The sequence below is a fragment of the Bradyrhizobium sp. Leo170 genome (genome assembly GCF_004296405.1).
Classification (GTDB): Bacteria; Pseudomonadota; Alphaproteobacteria; order Rhizobiales; family Xanthobacteraceae; genus Bradyrhizobium.
The window spans coordinates 1-3,921 of record NZ_PSRR01000521.1 but is presented as its reverse complement, the minus strand read 5'-3'; the positions used below and the strand labels follow the sequence as shown (position 1 = coordinate 3,921).

The window sequence follows — 3,921 nt, the reverse complement described above, 5'->3', positions numbered from 1 at the left end:
TGTTTGAGACCGTGGATAGCGTGCTGCGCACGCATCCGGAGGTCGGCGAGTACAATCAGAAGATTTGAGAACGTCTTCACCTCGTCATTGCCGGGCTTGACCCGGCAATCCATCCGGAAAGGGACTCTTTGCGAAGATCGATGGATACGCGGGTCAAGCCCGCGTATGACGACTTGTAGCAGCGGCTCGAGTGAGGCAATCCTCTTCTACGCCGCCGGCACCGGCAGCGCGGTCACCGACTTGATCTTCTCCATCGCAAAGCGCGAGGTGACGTTCTTCAGTGGCACGGCGCTGATCAGCTTCTTGTAGAAGATGTCATAGCTCGACATGTCCGCGACGACGACGCGCAGCATGTAGTCGACGTCGCCGGCCATCCGGTAGAACTCCATCACTTCAGGCATGGCGCTCACCGCGTCAGCGAATTTGCGCAGCCAGGCCTCGGAATGGTCGGAGCTCTCGACCGACACGAACACGGTGATGCCGAGCCCGATCTTGTTCTGGTCGACCAGGGCGACCCGGCGCAGGATCACGCCATCCGCCTCGAGCCGCTGGATGCGCTTCCAGCAAGGAGTGGAGGACAGGCCGACCCGATCGCCGATCTCGGCAACCGAGAGAGAAGCGTCCTCCTGCAGCACGGTCAGGATTTTGCGGTCAATGGCGTCAAGCCGGCGGTTGGCGTCATGCAGCGATACGGCGAGCTCGGTCATGAGAAGAAAGTTCCATATGAGGAGGTTAAATCCCTCATATATAGAAAAATCTTCTAAAGCAAGCCTATTGGCTGCTCTCGGCCGGGCGAGCGCTCTGGTCCTGCCCCAAAAACTGTTCAACTTCAGTGTGTTGCGGGGGCACTATGCGCCCGCGACGTCTCCCCCATGCAGCCAACGTCCGACCAGATGATGGGCTATGGCGAAAGGATGTGGACCAGCCAGGCCATCGGGATGCTGCCGCTTGAGCATCAAGGTCGCTTCCGCACGATCGAACCAGCGCGCATCCTCGAGCTCGGTGCGGTCGACGATGATCTCCTCATTGGTTGCGCGCGCGGTGCATCCGATCATCAGGGATGATGGATAGGGCCAGGGCTGCGTCATGTAATAATTGACCTCGGTGCAGCGGATTCCCGACTCCTCGAAGATCTCGCGCCGGACCGCGTCCTCGATGGTCTCGGCGGCTTCGACGAAACCCGCGAGGCAGGAATACATCCCCGGCGGAAATTGCTTCTGGCGGCCGAGCAGGCATCTGTCGCCGTGGGTCACCAGCATGATGACAACAGGATCGGTGCGCGGAAAATGCTCGGCCTTGCAGCTCGGGCATACGCGCTTCCAGCCGCCTTCCTTCATCGCGGTGCGCGCGCCGCAATTGGCGCAAAAGCCATGGCGCTGGTGCCAGGTCACCATGGATTTTGCCATCGCGATCGCCGAGAGCTGGTCGGGTGGGACGGTGCCCTGCATCGCCATGCCGCGCAGTTCGGTAACAGCGACATCGCTGCGGCCAACCAGATTTTCCGCTGCCTGCGGCGCAATGCCCATGCCGAATACCGGCGCGCCATCGCGCAGTCCCAGGAACACCGTGCCTGGATTGGCGCCGAATTTCAGCGCCTCCTCGACCGAAAGCAGCGCCCGCGGCCGCTTTCCTCCTGCTTCACCACCAGCGAGTCGCGGTAGATCACGTAAGCGCGGGCGTCGCCGCGGCTTTCCAGCGCGAACAGCTTCTCCTCATTGGTGCGCAGATGCGCGGCGCGGTCGAGAACATTGGTGACGAAAGCCGGCTGCCCCAGCGGAAAATTATTGAATGCTGACATCTATTCTTCAATCCAACCAGATCTTGCGGCGAAGCGCGCTGATGAAATTCTGCACTTCTTCGGCATCATGCGCCAGCGGCGGAACCACGCCCCATACCGGGCGCGGCCAGGCGGCGTCGCTGGTACGGCGCGCGATGATGTGAACGTGAAGCTGCGGCACCGCATTGCCAAGCGCTGCGATATTCAGCTTGTCGCATTTGGTGATTTCCTTCAGGGCGCGCGCGACGCGGGTGATCTCGGTCATGAGCTGCGCCTGCTCGACCTCCTCGAGATCGATGATCTCCACCGCGCCCGCGCGGCGCGGCACCAGCAATAGCCAGGGGTAATTGGCATCCTTGATGACCAGGACCCGGCACAGCGGCAGGTCGCCGATGTCGATCGTGTCTTCCTTGAGGCGTGCGTGCAGTGACCAGGCGGAGGTGTCAGAGGGCATGTGGGTTCCAGTGCGGCCATCGCTGATCTGATGGCGTCGGGCCAAAAGTGACCTGAAATGGACACCGCTCGCAACGTCATTTCAAGGCGCCATCATCCGCGAAAGCGGATGATCCAGTATTCCGCGATAGCGGTGCTCAGGCCGTGAGGGCGCGGGCGTACTGGATACCCCGCCGGAGCCTGTCATCAGGCTCGCCGACGGCGAGGGGTATGACGGGGCTAAGACCGGCTTGCTTTCCGGTCCTTTTGGCCCCAAATAGGGATCGGGAGATTGGCGGTGGACGAGCCACTCGCCAACCGGGTCAGGTCCGGAAGGAAGCAGCCCTAACGAGGTCCGGATCGGGTCGCTCGTCAGTCTCCTACCTGTTTTTCCGAGCGAATCATGCATAAGCCGGCCTGTTCCGCGGTTTTGCATTTGATTCCGCTCCTTTCCGCAAAGCCGGCCCGAGAGACATTCAATTGCGGATCGACCAATGAACGACGCTGGCGCTCCCCCAAATCAGGCTGACGGCGCCGGCGAGGCTGGCCTCAATGCGCCCGAGGCCGCGCGGCCCTACCGGGTGCTGGCGCGCAAATACCGCCCCTCCAGCTTTGACGATCTGATCGGCCAGGAGGCCATGGTGCGGACGGTCTCGAACGCGTTCGAGACCGGACGAATCCCGCAGGCCTGGATCCTGACCGGGGTGCGCGGGGTCGGCAAGACCACCACCGCCCGCATCCTGGCCCGTGCGCTGAACTATGAATTGCCCGACGGATCGGTGAAGGGGCCGAGCATCCAGATGCCCGTGCTCGGCCTGCACTGCCAGGCGATCATGGAAAGCCGGCACATGGACGTGCTGGAGATGGACGCCGCGTCCCACACCGGCGTCGACGATGTCCGCCAGATCAATGACAGCGTGCGCTATGCACCGGCGAGCGCCCGCTACAAGGTCTACATCATCGACGAAGTCCACATGCTCTCGACCGCGGCCTTCAACGCGTTCCTGAAAACGCTCGAAGAGCCGCCGGAGCACGCCAAGTTCGTCTTTGCCACCACGGAAATCCGCAAAGTCCCGGTCACGGTGCTCTCGCGCTGCCAGCGTTTCGACCTGCGCCGGGTCGAGGCCGATGTGCTGATGAAGCATCTCAGTAACATCGCGGCCAAGGAAGGCGTCGAGGTCGAGCCGGAAGCGCTCGGCATCATCGCGCGCGCCGCGGAGGGCTCGGTGCGCGATTCGCTGTCGTTGTTCGACCAGGCGATCGCGCATGCGGCCGGAACCGTGCGCGCGGAGGAAGTGCGGCAGATGCTCGGGCTTGCCGATCGCACCCGGGTGATCGACCTGTTCGATTCGCTGGCGCGCGGCGATATCGCGGCCGCCTTCACCGAATTCCGCGCGCAATATGATGTCGGCGCCGATCCGGTCGTGGTGCTGTCCGACCTCGCCGAATTCGTCAATTTCGTTACCCGCGTGAAGATCGTGCCGGCTACCGCCGACAACGTGGCGTTCGGCGAGACCGAGCGCGTCCGCGCCCGCGAGTTCGCGGCCAAGCTGTCGATGCGGGTGCTGTCGCGGATGTGGCAGATGCTGCTCAAGGGCATCGCCGAGGTGCAGACCGCCACCCGCCCGGCCGCCGCCGCCGAGATGGTGTTGGTGCGGATCGCCTACGTCGCCGACCTGCCGACGCCGGACGAAGCCATCAGGATGATCGAG

General features: G+C 63.1%; 3 protein-coding genes, 1 other RNA gene and 1 pseudogene. 2 read left to right on the top strand and 3 right to left on the bottom strand.

The features are described 5' to 3' along the window. Positions 1 to 206: 206 nt before the first annotated feature. From CWO89_RS41745 to CWO89_RS41735, 3 genes and pseudogenes are all read right to left on the bottom strand, one after another. Positions 207 to 707, bottom strand: coding sequence for an Lrp/AsnC family transcriptional regulator (locus CWO89_RS41745; RefSeq protein WP_130584054.1), 501 nt, complete (start codon positions 705 to 707; stop codon positions 207 to 209). A gap of 141 nt (positions 708 to 848) precedes the next feature. Then, a pseudogene (gene nudC / locus CWO89_RS41740) lies at positions 849 to 1,798 on the bottom strand (NAD(+) diphosphatase). A gap of 7 nt (positions 1,799 to 1,805) precedes the next feature. Continuing rightward, positions 1,806 to 2,231 carry an HIT domain-containing protein gene (locus tag CWO89_RS41735; RefSeq protein ID WP_130584053.1) on the bottom strand — a complete coding sequence of 142 codons (426 nt, stop codon included), beginning with the start codon at positions 2,229 to 2,231 and terminating at the stop codon, positions 1,806 to 1,808. Between the two features lie 265 nt (positions 2,232 to 2,496). Between CWO89_RS41735 and ffs the strand changes: the two genes are divergently transcribed. Both ffs and CWO89_RS41725 read left to right on the top strand, forming a co-directional pair. Continuing rightward, positions 2,497 to 2,593: signal recognition particle sRNA small type (ffs, locus tag CWO89_RS41730), an RNA gene on the top strand. Positions 2,594 to 2,703: 110 nt separating this feature from the next. Then, positions 2,704 to 3,921: DNA polymerase III subunit gamma/tau (locus CWO89_RS41725; protein WP_130584052.1), on the top strand; the 1,218-nt coding region annotated here is incomplete at its 3' end.

Bases quoted from the DNA above. Each gene is read 5' to 3' on its own strand.
- CWO89_RS41745 (WP_130584054.1), bottom strand. From the start codon at position 707: ATGACCGAGCTCGCCGTATCGCTGCATGACGCCAACCGCCGGCTTGAC.
- CWO89_RS41735 (WP_130584053.1), bottom strand. From the start codon at position 2,231: ATGCCCTCTGACACCTCCGCCTGGTCACTGCACGCACGCCTCAAGGAA.